Below are 15,643 nucleotides of genomic sequence, written 5' to 3'. Positions count from 1 at the left end.
GGTTTTCTCGCTTTCTGAGTTTTAGAATTAGAACTTAATCATCATTTATGGCCAAGAACTGACAGTATCGTTTGAATGCGCTCGTGCAAATCAGATGGTAGTTTTGGATCGTCGCGTATAAGTTTTCCAAGGGAGACGATATCGTCTTGGGTGTCTATGTCATAACAGGGGTAAATGCGTTGTAAAACTTCGCATTTTGCGCCACTTTCTTCAATAAGTGCCCTGTGGGAAGCCAGTGAAGATCGACCGTATGAGAGCTGAATCGATAGCGGTAGGTCAAAGGCCATTACATTGGTTCCCTCATGATTGCGATCCGTAATGATCGCAAAGTCTCCATGGCCAAGAACGTCTAGAACGTCTTGGTGTCGGAGTAATGGTATATCTCCGAGCACAATTGCACATCGACGATAGCCCTGTTTATATAGCAGATTAGTTGCCCCTCGAAGAGTGGTATTGAGATCTCCATTGTCTTTGAGGGTCGAAACACCCAAAGAAGTCGCCCAAGCTTCAACTCCAAGATCGCTAGAGATCACGAACCTTTCAATGGGAGATGCGGCATCGAGAATGTATTTGGCGATTATACGTATTATTTCGGCTTTAGATTGATAAGGAATAGGGCCAAGTCGAGTTTTGCCGTTCGCGAATGATCTAATAGGGATTATTACTGCGAGGCCACTGAGTTGATTTTCTTCATTTGGATTTGCTAGGGCCATATTTTCTTCACAATCTTCGAGCATATGCTGCTCGAATGCCACCGCGAACCCCGCAATGCCATACCATTAATGTTATCGAAGAGGAGTGCGCCTTGGGCTTGGACGAACTGCCAGTAAGACTCGTGGAGATGTTGCGGGAACGCGGGGTCCGTGACAGCGACATTCTCAATGCCTTAGAAGACGGCTCGATTCACTTTCTTGCTGTAGATCAGTTGTTAGGGCCGCCATCTAGCAGAATCTCTGCGAATCAAATTGCAAAAACAACGGGCGTCGAGGTCTTGGTTTTGCGGAGATTATGGCGGGCACTGGGTTTTAGGGATTTTACAAACGACGAGATGGTCTTTACTGAACTCGATTTGCAGGCTGCTCACTCACTAAAAATTCTTTTAGGTGAAGGTGAGCTGCCTCGTGAAATAGCTCTTCAGCTTGCTCGTGTAATGGGATCTTCGATGGCGCGCTTTGCTGAAGCCGAAATCGTCTCATCCTCTGCCTTTGGAGCGCTGGGGGATGAATTTGGTGAAGTGGACCCGATATCCTTAGCGGATCGCTTTACTCGCTATAGCGCCAATGTAGTGCCAGCTGTGCCTCAATTGCTTGTCTATACCTGGCTGCGCCACCTGCATGCGGCGTCGCGTCGGGCGATGCTTGCCTTTGATAACGGAGCACAGAATGTGGCTGTCGTCGAGCTGGCTATTGGCTTTGTAGATTTGGTGGGTTTTACGGTTATCTCTCAGCAACTTAGCAATGAAGAACTTGCGAAAGTGGTGGGTCGATTTGAGCAGGTTAGTTTTGACAGCGTAACAAATGCCGGTGGTAGAGTAGTCAAGATGATAGGCGACGAGGTTATGTTTGTCGCAGAGGACCCAATGGCGGCATGTGAAATTGGGCTTAGACTTGCGGCTGAATATCGCAGAGATTCGCTGCTCTCTGAGGTGCGTGCTGGAATAGCCTTCGGAGAGATGCTCTCTCAGGACGGAGATTACTATGGCCCTATAGTAAATACCGCTAGTCGGATCGTAAATATAGCGGCGCCAGGTACGGTTTTGATAACCCGAGAGGTTGCTGATCATGTTCGAGATGAAGGCGATTTTGTCTTGCGGGCACTGCAACCTCGATATCTCAAGGATATTGGATCTGTTGAGCTTTACGTCATTAGGGATAGTGGGCCGACTTCCAAGGTTGCCTTGTCGAGTTTGTGAATCAGGTTGACTTCATAGACTCCATCTGATCGGTATTTGGAGGTCGAAAGGGTCGTGTGTGATAGATCTCACTACTGGTAGATATTTGGATGGATTGAATGACTCGGATCTTGTAATTGGGGTCGACGAAGTGGGTCGTGGTTCTTGGGCTGGGCCGCTGAGCGTTGGCGTTGTCGGCATCTCAGCTGGGGAGTTACGGGCTCTTTTGCAGGGTGACCCGCTAATTGGGTTGATTGATGATTCAAAAGTGTTGTCGCCATCGAAACGCGAGATAGCTAATGAGGCGATTTTGGAGGTCTTTTTCGGATCAGTTGGGTCGTGTAGCGCTAATGAATGTGACCTATACGGGATCTCGAGAGCACTATCCCTTGCAACATCGCGTGCATTGGAGTCGTTGGGGAAGAGGCCAAAGCTCATTCTTTTGGATGGCAGGGTGGACTTCGTGGTCTCGCCGGGATGTCGAGTAGTTCCTCTTGTAAAAGGTGATTCCCGATCTCTTTTGATCGGCGCTGCAAGCATTGTGGCCAAAGTCAATCGAGACCGGTACATGGTAGTTATCGACGATCAGTACCCATTTTGGTCTTTTTGGAGAAACAAGGGCTATCCTTCGATACAACATCGTAGGTCATTGAGGGTCTATGGACTGTCGGCGATACATAGAGTTAGCTGGAGTTATGTGGCAACTATGAAACTTCAATGTGATTGGTCGCCGCTTGGTACCTCTCGGGAAGATCACCTACTTGAAGGCTAAGGACCCAAACGATTAATTTTACCTAGGGCATACTTTTCATCTATATGGCTTCAGTGGTGGGCCCTAGATGGACGTCGGTAACGATATTATCTTCTGTCGGATCGCGGATTTGAATTTTAAATTACCAACGTGGCACTGCTGTTGCGCGTTCCAGCCCTAAGGAGATTTTGGGTGATTTTATCTTCGGAAGTCTCAGATGAGAATCGATAAGGGTAATTGCAATTAACGAGTCATTATTTGGTCTGCGACCTTCTTGGATGTGAAATTGACAATAGATTGATATGAGATTGGATCTGTGTCGGTTTGCCAATTGTGGTGTTTTGGGCATAGAGTTGTGAGGTCGGAAGAGTTTTGCTCTTTTGACTTATTTTTGTGGTTTGGGACCACTTACTTAGGAGGTGATTGCGACGTCTAAAAATTTTGACGTCGTCGTGATAGGGGGTGGCCCAGGAGGCTACGCAGCAGCGCTATACGGTGCGAGCGCCGGTTTGAGCGTATGCGTAGTCGAAAAGGAAAAAGTTGGTGGGACATGCCTTCATCGAGGTTGCATACCAGCCAAAGAGTTCCTAGAGAGTGCCGCCGTTTTTCGCGCCGTAGAGTCAGCTAAGGAGTTCGGGGTTCTTACGACACCGCCTTCGATCGACTTCTCAATAACACAGAATCGCAAACAGAGAGTCGTAGATCAGCTCTGGAAAGGTCTTTCCGGCCTTATGAAAGGTCGGAAAATCGAAATCATCGAGGGCTTTGGTGCTTACATTGGTGACGGTAAGGTAGAGATCGACGGTGGCGAGATTGTCACTGGGGATTCTATTATCTTGGCGGCGGGTTCCGTTCCTCGTACGATACCTGGCTTTGAAATAGACGGAGAAGTCATTATTACCTCGGACGAAGTTCTGGCAATGTCTGAGCTGCCCGAGAGCGTGGCGATTATAGGTGGCGGAGCCATCGGTTGCGAATTTGCGTCAATGATGTCAGATCTCGGCGTTAAGGTAACTATTTTGGAGGCCATGCCCACTCTGCTTGCGGGATGTGATAAAGATGTTGCAGATGTCGTTGTTAGATCCTTCAGGAAGCGTGGGATCGCAATGCACACCGGAGTGGCCGTCACTGGACATGCTCCCGGGGAGAAGGGGACCAACCTCTTCTTCGGAGACGGAAGTAGCGTCCATGTCGACAAGGTTATCGTCTCAGTGGGTCGACGTCCATTTAGCGAGAAGCTTCTTGGAGGCAACTCATCTGTAAATCTTGATCAAAGAGGATTTGTCCAAACGGATGAATATATGAGGACCTCTGAGGAAGGTGTTTTTGCAATTGGCGACTTAGTGGCTACTGCACAACTTGCTCACGTGGGCTTTGCTGAGGCCATAGTAGCAATCAAGACCATTCTTGGAGAGCGCACGATACCTGTAGACTACGTCAATGTACCATGGTGTATCTATACACACCCAGAAGTAGCCTTCGCGGGATTGACAGAGGAAGCGGCTAGAAATGCCGGTTACGATGTCATCGTCAAGAAGGACCCATTCGGAGGCAACTCACGTGCTCGGATTATAGGTGAAACCGAGGGCGTTGTGAAAGTTGTTGCGGAAAAGCGCGCCGATGGAAGCGCAGGACGTATCCTTGGGGTTCACATGGCTGGCCCATGGGTAACAGAGCAACTGGGGATGGGTTATTTGGCTGTCAACTGGGAAGCAACAGCTGAAGAAATTGCACACTTTATTCAACCGCACCCAACATTGTCCGAGACATTCGGCGAAACGGTAATAGCTTTAACAGGAAGGGGTCTACACGTTGGCTGAGATCTTAATGCCACAGCTTGGCGAAACAGTTACAGAAGGCACAATTACAAAGTGGCTAAAAAAAGTTGGTGATAAAATTGCCATCGACGAGGTGCTCTTTGAGGTTTCGACAGATAAAGTCGATTCGGAAGTACCATCTACGGCCAGCGGTTATCTAACTTCGATCTTGGCTGAAGAGGGAGACACCGTAGCGGTAGGAACTATTTTGGCAATCGTTGGAGAATCCAGCGAGGCTCCTGCTCCAGCTCCGGCTCCTGCTCCAGCTCCGGCTCCGGCTCCTGCTCCAGCTCCGGCTCCAGCCCCAGCCCAGCCCCAGCCCCAGCTCCTGTGGCCGTGCTAGGAAATGTCGAGGGATTGGTTCTCTCTCCAGTTGTGCGACGCTTGATTGATGAAAATTCATTGGACGTTTCGCTTATCAAGGGATCTGGTGCAGGAGGTCGAATTACTAGATCTGACGTTCTGGACTATTTGGATCAAGTCGCTCGGTCGCAATCAGCTCCGGCTGCACCGGCTGCACCGGCTGCACCGGCTGCACCGGCTGCACCGGCTGCACCGGCTTGGGTAGCTGCACCAGCTCCAGCGCCGCGTCTTCCGGAGACTATTTCTCAGGTACCTCAGATCGTAAATCGCCAGCCAATTCATGCTGACGTTTTCCCGCCTGCTACCGCTGGAGCTCGAGATGAGATTATTCCGTTTAATAATATTCGACGACGCACAGCAGAGCATATGGTTCGATCTAAGGCCACATCTGCTCACACGTTAGTTGCTATCGAGGTTGACTTCGAAGCGGTAGATCGAGTTCGTGCATCGCTCAAGGAGGCCTTCAAGCGAGAAGAGGGATTCTCTCTAACCTATCTTCCTTTTGTCGCAAGGGCGACAGTGGAGGCATTGCGCACCTTTCCTCGGTTGAATGCATCTGTGGGCGATGATGAACTGATCGTCCATCATGATCGGAATCTTTCAATAGCGGTAGATCTTGATCTTGAGGGTCTGATAGCGCCAGTTATTCATGGAGCTGATCAAAAGAGACTTACAGGGCTAGCTAGAGATATCAAAGATTTGGCGACTCGAGCTCGAACTAAGAGATTGAGTGCTGATGATTTGGCTGGTGGTACTTTTACAATCACCAACCCTGGTCCCTATGGTACCTTTATGACGGCTCCGATCATCAATCAGCCACAAGTAGCAATTCTCTCAACCGATGGTGTCAAGCGTAAACCCGTAGTGATTACCCTTCCAGATGGATCTGAGAGCATAGCGATTCACTCGGTTGGCATTCTTGCGCTTACCTTTGACCATAGGGTAATTGATGGAGCCTACGCGGCTGCATATCTAGCGCGAATGAAAGAGATCATTGAGACTTGGAATTGGGCTCAAGAGTTCTAATTTTTTAGAACGCTCCCTATTGGGTATAGAAGGGCAAGTTTCAGTCTGTTGATTCGGGGGTGTGGATCACTGACCTTAGGTCAGTGATCCACACCCTTGCTAAATTTTAAAAGTAAATCTAATTTTGAAGATGGAGTTGTAGATGTTAGAGGTTCGTTGGTTGTCGAAGGTGGCTTATCGGGATGCTTATACCCTTCAACACGGCTTATTTGACTCTGGGAAAGCTCAGCATCTACTACTGTTGGAGCATAATCACGTCTATACCCTGGGCGTTAGGGCTGATATCTCCAATATTCTTGTAGACCCCAAACAAGTTGGGGCTGAAATGGTTAGGGTTGACAGGGGCGGAGACGTCACCTACCATGGCCCGGGTCAGCTCGTTGGCTATACAATTTTAGATGTAGCTACGGAGCAAAATTCAACCCCTAATTTTGTCGCGAAGATTGAAGATTTGATAATCGCAACTCTAGATAAATTTTCAATTGTAGGACAGCGAAACCCTGGCTTTCCGGGTGTATGGACGATCTCTAAGGATGGTAGTCTCAGAAAGATTGCGGCTATCGGGGTTCGAATCTCTAGGGGACGTTCGATGCATGGCTTCGCGTTGAACGTAACTACAGATTTGGAGATGTTTTCTAACATTGTTCCGTGTGGTATCAGCGAATACGGGGTTACCTCGATGCAAGCCGAGGGTAGTGTCTGTCAAGTGGAAGACGTTGTTGGCGTGGTGGCATCTTTGGCGCCTAAAATCTTTGGTTTTTCTGAGGCATCTTTCTACGGAGCTTCTTCGTCTGATGGCTATTCAATGCAAGATCCAAACTTGGTGGATTCAATCATTAAGGTGGCACCCAAGGTTGATGCCATGGCGGAGTCTCGCTCTCTAGATAGAAGACTGGCGAGCGCTGGCGTTGGGACCGCAGAGGGAATTTCGATTTCAAAGACCAAACCTGAATGGATTAAACTTCGGACCAAGATGGGTTCGGAGTATCAGGAACTCAAGGAAACCATGAGGGGCCTAAATCTGGTAACTGTCTGCGAGGAGGCCGGTTGTCCCAATATTTATGAATGTTGGAGTCAAGGGACCGCGACGTTCATGATCAATGGCGAAGACTGTACTCGAGCATGTGGATTTTGCCTCGTCAAGACCGATCGGCCGCTACCGCTCGATCTTGACGAACCCCGAAGGGTTGCTTTGGCCGTTGAAAAGATGGGCCTTGATTTTGCCGTCGTTACTGCCGTGGCTAGGGATGATCTTAGTGACGGGGGAGCAATTGGTTTTGTTGAGACGATAAACCAGATTCGACGACTTGGTCGAGATATCGGGGTCGAGGTTTTGATCTCTGACTGCAAGGGCGACGAAGACGCTCTAAGTGCCATCTATAAGGCAGCTCCCGATGTATTGAATCACAATATTGAGACCGTTCTTCGTCTCCAGCGGGCTGTGCGACCCCAAGCGAGCTACGCGCGCAGTTTGTCGGTTCTCTCAGGTGCCGTAAAGGCTGGTTTGGTTACTAAATCAGGGATTATCGTAGGGATGGGCGAGACGATGGATGAGCTCAAGGCGACCCTTAGGGATTTGGCTAGCGTTGGAGTCTCGATTGTAACTATTGGGCAATATTTGAGACCGACCAGAAAGCACCTTCCAGTTTCGAAGTGGTATACGCCCAAAGAATTCGCCGAGTTGAAATCATATGGGGAAGCATTGGGGATCCGACACGTCGAATCTTCGCCAAATACTAGGTCGTCTTATCACGCCAAGGAGGCGGGACTTGGTATCAAGGTCTAGCTGGATGATGGGACCTACATCTGTTTTTTGCTGACTCTCGTCTATGTAAGACGGGGTCAACACTCTCTTTTTGGCTAGATTTTGCGGATATGTCACATGGGTAGATCTCAAAGATGGACGATCTCACTCGGAATTGCATAGGATTTGAATTTGTGATCTTGACTCTTTGAATCCTTGGGACTTTGAGCGATGTGATTGCATTGGTGAAACAATTTGGTCGATCTTGAACTTCATTTCTGTTCCGTCTCAAAATTTGGAGATTTGTGTCCGTGGAGATCATCTTATGTAGGAGACTTAGTCCCGACGAAACACGGGGGGCTTGGAATCTTCCGTGGATCAAGATCGAAAATTCAAAACAGCGACCTGACGCCTATTTGGTCAGTTTCATTGCTAAGGCGCTGAAGTCATTTCGCTCTAGATCTTTTAGGGCCGAGTTGGCGAAGCTGTTTCAAGGTGGTTTACCAATGGCTATTTGATGTGGCTATTTGATGAATCAGTGGGAAACTATCCTTTTTACGACGCCCATTACCTCAGCGGTCTGTTCGTTAGGGTCGGTCGGTCCTCCACCGTGGCCAATCAAGCAGTGTCTCAGATGCCCTTCTAGTAACCCGAGTTCGACTTTTTTGAGAGCCCCTTGAATTGCCGATATTTGGGTAAGTACGTCAACGCAGTATCGATCCGCTTCGACCATTTTAGCTACGCCCCTGATCTGTCCCTCTATCTTTGCGATCCGCTCAAGTAGATCGCCCTTGGATGAGGTGTAGCCCCTCGAGACTCCGACTAGCTCATTGGGAGAGTTTTCTAAATCTTCTGAGTCCATTCCGATCCTTTGTAGCTTAGCAGTTTGATAAATACTTAATCTAAGTATACACTAGGGGGGGTAGGGTATATATCTTAGGAGGAAAAATGGAGACGAAATCTTACAAGGTTGAGGGAATGACTTGTGGCCATTGTGTGGCAGCGGTCAAAGGTGAAATCGATAAGGTTGCGGGCGTTTCGCAGGTTGACGTCGATCTTGAGACGAAATTGGTTGTAGTTTCGGGCGAGAAGCTCGATGACGCTGAGATCTTTAATGCAGTAGATGAAGCGGGCTACGAAGCTCAGCTGGTTTGATCTTCTAACCCTCAAGAGACGAAGTCTCGATAGGACTTCACTATCGAAAGGCAGACAACTGTGGCGGTTGGCGAAAATTCAACAATAGATGATAAGTCTATGGGCGAGAGTGTGGAGCTATGCTTAACTGGGATGACCTGCTCTTCTTGCGCGGCTCGAATTGAGAAGCGCTTGAATCGCTTAGATGGTGCGAGCGCAAATGTGAACTTCGCCACAGAGAAGGCCTCAGTTTCTTTTGACTCTTCCCTTTTGACGACGCAGGATCTTCTAGATGCAATATCTGGCATTGGCTATGGAGCGTCGTTGATTGAGGGGAATGATAGGAGTAGTGGTGAAATTGATGATGAGTCGAGATATCTAGATCACCTGAATCCACTTAGGAATCGCCTGATCATCTCGGCTATTTTGTCGCTTCCTGTCTTAGCTTTGTCTATGGTTCCATCGTTGGAATTTCAATACTGGCAGTGGGTAGCACTTGCGCTAGCAACTCCAGTATTTATCTATGGCGGACTTCCATTCCATAAAGCCGCCATCGCCAATGCGAGACACTTGACCTCGTCCATGGACACCCTCGTCTCACTTGGTTCATTAGCTGCCTATCTTTGGTCTTTGTACGCGCTGATCTTTACCGATGCGGGAGGCCCGTCTTTTCGGATGATGTTTTCGTTGACGGCCTCGATAAATTCGCATCATCCAGACATCTACTTAGAAACCGCCTCGGTCGTTATCACGGTAATTCTCTTTGGTCGCTACTTAGAAGCCAAGGGAAAGAGACGATCCACCAGTGTGCTTCGCTCTCTTTTATTAGGTAATGGCCAGGTCGTACATAAGATATTGAACAACGACATTGAGGTTGAAATCGATGTTGTAGACCTTCGTCCTGGCGATCGGTTTTCCGTACGTTCAGGGGAGAAGGTTCCAACAGACGGTGAGATCGAATCGGGTGAAGCCCTCTTGGATTTGGCTTTGCTGACCGGGGAATATGAGCCCAAGCGATTCAAGTCAGGGATGGAGGTCGTCGGTGGGTCGCTGAACGTTGATGGCTTTTTAGTCGTTAGGGCTACCAAGGTGGGCTCGGATACGGCGCTCGCAGGTATTGTGTCGATGGTTGAAGAGGCCCAAGCAAAAAAGGCCAAGGTTCAAGCCATCGCCGATAAGGTATCGGGAATCTTTGTGCCGAGCGTTATTGCAATCGCAATAGCTACCTTCTTGTTTCGAGTTATTATCGGTGATTCAATCGCACTCTCATTTTCAAGTGCGATCGCGGTTTTGGTAATCGCATGTCCCTGTGCCCTTGGACTTGCTACCCCTATGGCTATTCTGGTTGGAACGTCGCGTGCCGCGCAGATGGGTATTCTTATCCGTGGTCCAGAGGCTCTAGAGGCTGCAGGAAAGATTGATACGGTCGTTGTTGATAAGACCGGAACTCTCACAACTGGAACGATGACACTTCAGGAGATACTCCTAGAAGTTGGTTTTGATTATGACTTTGTACTTTCGATGGCCGCTAGTGCTGAAGCGGCAACCACCCATCCCATTGGACGTTTTATCGTCTCTCTCTCCGAGGAAAGGGAGCTGGAGGTACAAAAGGCGGATCTCTTCAAGTCATATGTGGGGTCTGGGGTCATGGCCCAAGTCGCCGGCCATTCTGTCGCAATCGGAAAGTTGGATTTCTGTCTAAGTTCAGGCTTCGAAATCTCCACTTCCTTTCAAAGCAAGGTTGACGCCTATATCTCTAACGTCTCCATTACAACTGGGTTGAGCCGTAGCTATATTGGCCTTGATGGTATCGTCGTGGCATTTATGGCCATAGGCGATGAGATAAGGGATGACGCCTTTGAGACCCTTAAAAAGATGCGCCAGTCAAATTTAGATGTTGTTCTTTTGAGCGGTGACAATCAAGAAAGTGCTCGTATTACCGCGTCACAATTAGGGATTGAACGGGTAGTAGCTGGTGCAACACCGAGTGAAAAGGCAGACTACATTCGAGAGTTACAGTCCCAGGGGGCAAGGGTCGCAATGATAGGCGATGGCATTAATGACGCAGCTGCCCTTGCGCAAGCCGATCTGGGAGTGGCGATGGGAAGCGGATCTGCGATAGCACAAGAGTCCGGAGACATCACAGTATTTTTAGGCGGTGTCAGTGGGGCCTATTCGGCAATCTTGGTTGCGCGAGCAACTCTTAGAACCATACACACTAATTTATTTTGGGCTTTTGCTTATAACGTCGCGGCGATTCCAATCGCTATGGCCGGATTGATAAACCCGGTCATAGCTGGAAGTGCAATGGCTTTCTCGTCAGTCTTTGTCGTTGGCAATTCTTTGCGCCTTTTCGGCTTTATGCGACGCTAGAGACGATTTGCATCCTCGATGTCATAGATCTCTTTGGTAGAATCTTTTGGTGGTACCGCCGTCTCGCCAATGTGACTGGCGGTGATGTTGGGGCAATCTGTAAGTCGATATGAATTGATAGGGTGTGTTTTGATTGGTTCAGTCTCATTTTTTGATTGACAAATTATCTGACGAGGTATTTGTGAAGGATGCTCTGAGGGCCGTCGGTGATGATGGCTTTCATGCCTCAAGGTTGAACCGTCTTGAATCAACCCAATCTGCCCTTGAGGAGGCTGGTGTTGACGCATTGATTCTTTCACTTGGAGCTGATTTGCCATGGCTCAGTGGATATGAAGCAATGCCCCTAGAGAGGTTAACTGCACTTGTGGTTAGACGTGGTGTTGCTCCAGTTTTGTTCGTTCCAGAGTTGGAGGCGCCACGAGTTCGCCACTACGCGGAACTTTTTGAATTACGGCCATGGAAAGAGGGCTCAAATCCATACGAGATGATTGGATCCCTTCTTTCAAAGGCGGACCTTGTAGGGGTCTCCGATCGGATGTGGGCCTCAGCACTGTTGGAGCTTCAAAATACCTGTCCAAATTCACGCTTTATTTCTGCCTCTGGTCTTCTGAAGGGTTTGAGAGGTCAAAAGGACAGCCTTGAGCTTCTTATGCTTGCTCGGGCTGCACATATAACAGATCGAGTCGCTGATCAGTTGTTGGCTGGAGAAATTGCAGTTTTGGGTCGTTCTGAGGCAGAGGTCTCCGATGAACTCTCTAGCCGACTTGTAGCGGAAGGACTGGCCAAGGTCAACTTTGCGATCGTTGGTTCTGGCCCTAATTCGGCAAGTCCCCATCATGAGGCAGGCGATAGGATAATTTCTATTGGTGATGCGGTCGTATGTGATTTTGGTGGAGTCTTTCGATTGGGCGAAGAACCCGGCTACTGCTCCGATATCACTCGAACTATAGGAGTTGGAGACCTCGGGGGAGAATTTGTTGAACTCTATGGCGTTTTGAGTCGAGCTCAGACCAAGGCGCGAGATGAGATGTCTAGCGCGCTTTCAGGAGCAGAACTAGATGCGATTGCACGAAATGTCATAGAGGCAAGCGGATATGGCGAGTTCTTTGTCCATCGGACTGGCCACGGCATTGGCATAGAGGAACATGAAGACCCCTATATTGCCTCTACGAACTCGACTTTATTAGGGGCTTATGCTGCTTTTTCCATTGAACCGGGTATCTATATTCCTGGGAAGTTCGGGGCGCGAATCGAGGACATATGCGTCGTGGGTGAGCATATGGGTGTCTCTTTGAACCGAGCATCGCGTGAATTGAGCATCCTCTCTTAGTCATTTGTGGGCTTTTTAGAGGTTGACTTGGAGCTACTAAATTTCAAAGCAATGATCGTTACATCTTTTGGTGGGGTTCGCTTTTGTCGCTAAACCCATGGCAAAGTTCAAGGGAGCTTGGGACTAACAGTTTTAAGCTCTCTGTTGCTTTTACTTCGTGGCTTTTACTCCTTCCTTCGTCTTTACGTTTTGGTTTTTACTTTGGATGGGGCCACGATGTTAAATTGGATTTTGGCTTTTGAACAAGAGATTGCATATTGCACGGCCCGCAAGACAACCAATCTCACAAGACGAAGTAGCTAAACTTTCTACCCTCGTTGAAGGTGAACCCAAATTTGTCGTAAGCTTTTGGACAAGGCTGGCGATCTGAGTTGGGGTTTAGAGGTAGCCATTCAATGCCAAGGTTTAAGTGTGCCAAGGTTTAAATTGTCGAGAGCTAGCTTGACTTGGACTTGATCGTTGAGTTTTTGAACTTGCCTGTTCCACTAAGGTTTCATTTGAGAAATTGAGATCTATGACCCAATTCGCCAGCCATAAGGTCGGTTGAGCAGATAGCATATTTTCACCTAAGAGGGCAAGGCGGAGACGAATTTGTGCTCGATGAGGTGGTTGGCAAAGTTGGCCGCAATCTCTGCTTGAACTCCATCTTCGTCCCGGGAGGTAATATGCCATTGTTTTACAATTGGCAATGGAGGGACGTTAATTTCCTTCAAAATACCCATTTCAAGTTGAGTACTGACCGTATCTGAGGACAATAAAGTCACACCTATATCAAGGGCTACAGCTTCTCGCAGTGCCACGTTGGATCCGATCGTCAGCATACGAGGCGATATTGCCAGGAGGTCAAGCAACTCTTCGAGACTTTTGCGTGTGCCCGACTTTTCCTCTCTCATGAGCCAGGTAGATCGAGCTAAGAGGGAGGTGACGTCACCTCCAGCTTCATAGATTTTGGCAATCTCGGAATTTGCAGATGCCACAAGCATCAGCTTATGCGGGCGAACGGCTAGGGTTTTGAAGGCCATTCCAAGCGGTGGACGTCCCGCAATAACGAGGTCTACCGAGTGAGATTCGAGCAATTCGAATACTCGGGAACGGTTTTCAACATGACTGCGAATTTCAACGTCGCTTTGTGAATCTATATATGACCGTATCCACCGAGGTAGCAACGCCTCGCCTGCAGTGGTGACTGAGGCCATTCTAAGTATCCTTTTCTTAGTGTCTGACGTGGCGATAGCCTCAATCTTTGCCTTCTCCGCCATGCCTAAGATCACCTTGGCTTGCTTGTATAGAACTAAACATGCGGGTGTAGGTTCGATGTTTCGTCCAGATTTAGAGAAAAGTTCAATTCCAAGTTCGTCGCGCAAGGCATAAATAGAAGAAGAGACTGCAGATTGAGAGAGGTAGAGTTCGTCTGCGGCGCCGGTAATCGACCCGTTTTGAACGACTGCTACAAGGGTTCGAAGTTGATTGAAGGTCATAGCGCTGATTTTACCGTCTTGTTTGAGTCAAAAACCGTGCTTTTTTCAGATGTATGACTTATTGAAGAGTCTAGAGTGGGTATGTAGAGGGTGCGTGGCTCGCTAATGGCTTTCATAGTTTTCTTATAAGGCGTCCGGTTATTTCTCCCTGAAAATTCTGTAGGGATTGAGGACCGTGCGATCTATTGGAGCGGCTCTAGCGGTAACTGCGCATTGACAATCGAAGGAGGCTATCCATCAAATGGATAAAACATCAGCCGGTGGCGAAGCAAACGAACGTTATAAGTCTGGCGTAATACCCTACAAGCAGATGGGTTATTGGGAACCCGATTACATCCCCAAGGATACAGATGTTCTGGCACTTTTTAGAATTACACCACAGCCAGGGGTTGATCCAGAGGAAGCAGCAGCTGCTGTAGCTGGGGAATCTTCTACTGCGACCTGGACGGTCGTGTGGACAGATCGATTGACCGCTTGCGAGCTCTATCGCGCGAAAGCCTATCGTGTTGATCCGGTTCCAAATACCGGCGTCGGTACCAATACCGAAGCTCAGTATTTTGCTTACATTGCCTACGACTTGGATCTTTTTGAAGAGGGTTCGATTGCCAATTTGACTGCTTCAATCATTGGCAACGTCTTTGGTTTCAAGGCGGTAAAAGCTTTGAGACTTGAGGACATGAGGCTTCCGGTCGCCTACCTTAAAACTTTTCAGGGTCCAGCGACGGGAATCATCGTTGAGCGCGAAAGGCTCGATAAGTTTGGACGTCCACTTCTTGGAGCTACCACCAAGCCGAAGCTGGGGCTTTCAGGTCGCAACTACGGCCGAGTTGTCTACGAAGCGCTCAAAGGTGGCCTCGACTTTGTGAAAGACGATGAGAATATCAATTCGCAGCCTTTCATGCACTGGCGCGATCGTTTTCTTTACGTAATGGAGGCGGTAAATCGGGCTTCAGCCGCAACTGGAGAGGTGAAAGGCCACTATCTAAACGTTACCGCAGGGACGATGGAACAGATGTATGAGCGTGCTGAATTCGCCAAATCGCTGGGATCCATTGTTGTCATGATCGACCTAGTAGTTGGCTATACAGCGATTCAATCGATGGCCAATTGGGCTAGGAAAAACGATATGATTCTTCACCTGCATCGTGCTGGTAATTCGACATATTCCAGACAGAAGAATCACGGGATGAACTTTCGTGTCATTTGCAAATGGATGAGGATGGCAGGCGTTGATCATATCCACGCAGGGACAGTAGTTGGCAAATTGGAAGGCGATCCTTTGATGATCAAGGGATTCTATGACACCCTTCGAGAGGTGCGTACTCCGATGTCGCTCGAGAACGGGATATTCTTTGATCAGGATTGGGCATCTTTAAATAAGGTAATGCCAGTCGCTTCCGGTGGAATTCACGCTGGTCAAATGCATCAGTTGATTCACTACCTAGGCGAAGATGTAATTCTTCAATTTGGCGGTGGCACCATTGGCCATCCAATGGGTATCCAAGCGGGAGCAACTGCAAATCGTGTGGCCTTAGAGGCTATGATCATGGCTCGAAATGAAGGTAGGGATTATCTCAACGAAGGGCCAGAGATCTTGGCGCAGGCGGCAAAGTGGTGTACTCCTCTAAGAGCAGCATTGGATACCTGGAAGGACGTTACCTTCAACTATGAATCTACCGACACTGCAGATTTTGTTCCCACACCTACGGCAAGCTTTTAGATCTAGGGAGACGATT

The 15,643-nt window shown here is 48.6% G+C and carries 13 protein-coding genes; 10 read left to right on the top strand and 3 right to left on the bottom strand.

Features of this window, described 5'->3' with window-relative positions:
* Positions 1-41: 41 nt before the first annotated feature.
* Positions 42-755, bottom strand: coding sequence for a glycosyltransferase family protein (locus AXFE_RS03730; RefSeq protein ID WP_152625841.1), 714 nt, complete (start codon positions 753-755; stop codon positions 42-44).
* Positions 756-805: 50 nt separating this feature from the next.
* On the opposite strand from AXFE_RS03730, the gene AXFE_RS03725 reads away from it, so the two are divergent.
* From AXFE_RS03725 to lipA, 6 genes are all read left to right on the top strand, one after another.
* The gene (locus AXFE_RS03725) at positions 806-1,912 is read left to right on the top strand and encodes an adenylate/guanylate cyclase domain-containing protein (RefSeq protein WP_052604543.1); all 1,107 of its coding nucleotides are present in this window, start codon (positions 806-808) and stop codon (positions 1,910-1,912) included.
* Between the two features lie 58 nt (positions 1,913-1,970).
* Positions 1,971-2,663, top strand: a complete 693-nt coding sequence (locus AXFE_RS03720) for a ribonuclease HII (RefSeq protein WP_052604542.1) — start codon at positions 1,971-1,973, stop codon at positions 2,661-2,663.
* 398 nt (positions 2,664-3,061) lie between these two features.
* Positions 3,062-4,462 (top strand): dihydrolipoyl dehydrogenase, encoded by a 1,401-nt coding sequence (gene lpdA, locus AXFE_RS03715; RefSeq protein ID WP_235347560.1) that lies wholly within the window; start codon positions 3,062-3,064, stop codon positions 4,460-4,462.
* Entirely contained in the window at positions 4,455-4,802 is a 348-nt protein-coding gene (locus tag AXFE_RS20685; protein WP_052604541.1) for a biotin/lipoyl-containing protein, read from the top strand. Before lpdA ends, AXFE_RS20685 begins: the two co-directional genes overlap by 8 nt.
* Before the next feature lie 14 nt (positions 4,803-4,816).
* A complete protein-coding gene (locus AXFE_RS03705; RefSeq protein WP_052604540.1) occupies positions 4,817-5,848 on the top strand; it encodes a dihydrolipoamide acetyltransferase family protein in 1,032 nt (343 codons plus the stop codon).
* A 142-nt stretch (positions 5,849-5,990) separates the two neighbouring features.
* Positions 5,991-7,634: a lipoyl synthase gene (gene lipA / locus AXFE_RS03700; protein WP_052604539.1), complete on the top strand. Its 1,644-nt coding sequence runs from the start codon at positions 5,991-5,993 to the stop codon at positions 7,632-7,634.
* 493 nt (positions 7,635-8,127) lie between these two features.
* Here lipA and AXFE_RS21015 read toward each other — a convergent pair whose 3' ends face one another.
* Entirely contained in the window at positions 8,128-8,454 is a 327-nt protein-coding gene (locus AXFE_RS21015) for a metal-sensitive transcriptional regulator (protein WP_052604537.1), read from the bottom strand.
* A gap of 86 nt (positions 8,455-8,540) precedes the next feature.
* Between AXFE_RS21015 and AXFE_RS03685 the strand changes: the two genes are divergently transcribed.
* The 3 genes from AXFE_RS03685 (at position 8,541) to AXFE_RS03675 (ending at position 12,429) form a co-directional block, all read left to right on the top strand.
* Positions 8,541-8,747, top strand: a complete 207-nt coding sequence (locus AXFE_RS03685) for a heavy-metal-associated domain-containing protein (protein WP_052604536.1) — start codon at positions 8,541-8,543, stop codon at positions 8,745-8,747.
* Between the two features lie 99 nt (positions 8,748-8,846).
* Positions 8,847-11,099: a heavy metal translocating P-type ATPase gene (locus AXFE_RS03680; RefSeq protein ID WP_082058464.1), complete on the top strand. Its 2,253-nt coding sequence runs from the start codon at positions 8,847-8,849 to the stop codon at positions 11,097-11,099.
* Between the two features lie 133 nt (positions 11,100-11,232).
* Positions 11,233-12,429, top strand: a complete 1,197-nt coding sequence (locus AXFE_RS03675) for an aminopeptidase P family protein (RefSeq protein ID WP_052604534.1) — start codon at positions 11,233-11,235, stop codon at positions 12,427-12,429.
* A gap of 566 nt (positions 12,430-12,995) precedes the next feature.
* Here AXFE_RS03675 and AXFE_RS03670 read toward each other — a convergent pair.
* Entirely contained in the window at positions 12,996-13,907 is a 912-nt protein-coding gene (locus AXFE_RS03670) for a LysR family transcriptional regulator (protein ID WP_052604533.1), read from the bottom strand.
* Positions 13,908-14,148: 241 nt separating this feature from the next.
* On the opposite strand from AXFE_RS03670, the gene AXFE_RS03665 reads away from it, so the two are divergent.
* Positions 14,149-15,627, top strand: coding sequence for a ribulose-bisphosphate carboxylase large subunit (locus AXFE_RS03665; RefSeq protein ID WP_052604532.1), 1,479 nt, complete (start codon positions 14,149-14,151; stop codon positions 15,625-15,627).
* The last annotated feature ends 16 nt before the right edge of the window (positions 15,628-15,643 follow it).

It is taken from the genome of Acidithrix ferrooxidans (genome assembly GCF_000949295.1).
In the GTDB taxonomy this organism is placed as follows: domain Bacteria; phylum Actinomycetota; class Acidimicrobiia; order Acidimicrobiales; family Acidimicrobiaceae; genus Acidithrix; species Acidithrix ferrooxidans.
The sequence above is the reverse complement of the archived record's forward strand: the minus strand, read 5'-3'. Positions and strand labels throughout refer to the sequence as shown.

Excerpts from the sequence above, each read along its gene's own strand:
- AXFE_RS03665 (WP_052604532.1), top strand. The coding sequence starts at position 14,149 with ATGGATAAAACATCAGCCGGTGGCGAAGCAAACGAACGTTATAAGTCT.
- AXFE_RS21015 (WP_052604537.1), bottom strand. The coding sequence starts at position 8,454 with ATGGACTCAGAAGATTTAGAAAACTCTCCCAATGAGCTAGTCGGAGTC.
- AXFE_RS03680 (WP_082058464.1), top strand. The coding sequence starts at position 8,847 with ATGGGCGAGAGTGTGGAGCTATGCTTAACTGGGATGACCTGCTCTTCT.
- AXFE_RS03685 (WP_052604536.1), top strand. The coding sequence starts at position 8,541 with ATGGAGACGAAATCTTACAAGGTTGAGGGAATGACTTGTGGCCATTGT.
- lipA (WP_052604539.1), top strand. The coding sequence starts at position 5,991 with ATGTTAGAGGTTCGTTGGTTGTCGAAGGTGGCTTATCGGGATGCTTAT.
- AXFE_RS03670 (WP_052604533.1), bottom strand. The coding sequence starts at position 13,907 with ATGACCTTCAATCAACTTCGAACCCTTGTAGCAGTCGTTCAAAACGGG.